The following is a 1,615-nucleotide window of genomic DNA, read 5'->3' on the forward strand; positions in this document are numbered from 1 at the left end:
GCCGGCTGCGACGCCCTGGCCCTGGCCGCGGCCGCCGCCCAGCCCTGGGCCGACCTCGTCCTGTCCGGCGCCGCCACCCCCGCCCAACTCGCCTCCAATCTCACGGCGGTTGACCACCCCGTCACGCCGGAGGACCTCGCCGCTCTTGCTGTGCTCGCCGAGCCGGCGGGGGAGTTCTGGCGGACGCGGTCGGGCCTGGCCTGGTCGTGAGGCACCGCTAACACATCGTCAAAAACAGGTCCTGATCAGGAAGTCGGCGGACCGGCCAGATATGGCCGGTCCCCGTCCTGGTTGCCCGCGGCGCCCGGGCAACACGATGGTCACAGGTCGCCGCACCCGACGCGGCGCCCCACCCGACCACAGGGAGCCGACCCCCATGACCATGCGTGCCAGCCTCGCCCGCCGCCTCAAGGCCGTCCTCGCGACGACGGCGCTCGCCCTCACCGGCGCCGCCGTCGTGCCCACCGCCGCGCACGCCGACACCGCGCAGCCGCACCACTACTACATCGAGATCGGCGGCACCGGGACGGCCCTGGACGCACCCCGGTGCACGTACACCTTCGACCTCGCCAACCAGCATCTGCCGGCCGGCAGCACCGCGATCCCGGTCTGCTACCCGGCCAGCGGCGGCCCGTTCGTCGGCAGCCACAACGAGATGCCGGCCCCGCTGTTCACGCCGAGCTTCGGCGACAGCGTCAACGCGGGCTACTGGAACGCCAAGGCCGCCCTGGAGAACGCCCACAAGGCCGACCCCACCGCCCGCTTCACCATCGCCGGCTACTCGCAGGGCGCCTGGGTCGGCGACCTGCTGCTGCAGACCATCGCCGACAACGGCACCGCCGTGCCGCGCGAGCAGGTCGACGGCATGCTCTACTCCGACCCGATGCAGCCGGGCACCGGCTTCTGGCACCTCGTCCCGCAGGGCACCCTGATCCCGTTCGTGGCCTACTCCCCGGGCACCGGCCCGGAGAACTTCCCCGGCGGCGTGCCGGTCCAGCGCTTCTGCATCAGGACCGACGGCGTCTGCGACGCGACGTCGGTGGACTCCCTCGGCGGCTTCCTCGCGCAGCACCCGCGCTACCCCGGGAGCATCATCGTCGACACCCTCGCCAACACCGGCGGCAACGGCACCGTCTGGTACCCGGCCGGCGCCTGACCGCACAACAGCGGGGGGAGAGACGGCGCCGCGGTCCGCAGGAGAGACCGCGGCGCCACACCCGTGCCCTGCCCGCAGGCGGTGTGACGCAGTCGGTTAAAAACTTGGTATGGAGATCGTGTGAGTTGATCTATGCTCTGGCTGTTCACGAACTCTTCGCACGAATCAGGTTTAGCTGGATGAAGCTGCCCAAGGTGTCCGCCGTGATCGCGGCTGCCGTGCTGGCCCCCGCCGTCCTCTTCCCCTCCTCGGCCTCGGCCGCCGACACCCCGCAGCCGGCCGGCGTCTCGGGCCCGGACACCGCCTCCGGCACGCCGGACGACGCGGGCAGCCACGACGCGGGCGAGCAGGAGAAGCGCGACCGCGCCGAGGTGCAGCGCATGGTCGAGGTCAAGGAGTGCGGGCGGGGGGTGCGGGTGGCGGGGGTGTCGGCGCTCGTGGGCGGCGCGGGCGTGGGGC

General features: G+C 72.8%; 2 protein-coding genes and 1 pseudogene. All 3 read left to right on the top strand.

The window, feature by feature from the left end:
- Positions 1–210 (top strand): annotated as a pseudogene (locus tag AB0O00_RS38570) (aldo/keto reductase); the annotation flags it as partial.
- A 166-nt stretch (positions 211–376) separates the two neighbouring features.
- A complete protein-coding gene (locus AB0O00_RS38575) occupies positions 377–1,156 on the top strand; it encodes a PE-PPE domain-containing protein (RefSeq protein WP_363659342.1) in 780 nt (259 codons plus the stop codon).
- 179 nt (positions 1,157–1,335) lie between these two features.
- On the top strand, positions 1,336–1,615 hold a 280-nt coding region (locus AB0O00_RS38580; protein ID WP_363659343.1), incomplete at its 3' end, for a hypothetical protein.

The sequence above is a fragment of the Kitasatospora sp. NPDC093558 genome, assembly GCF_040683475.1.
Classification (GTDB): Bacteria; Actinomycetota; Actinomycetes; order Streptomycetales; family Streptomycetaceae; genus Kitasatospora.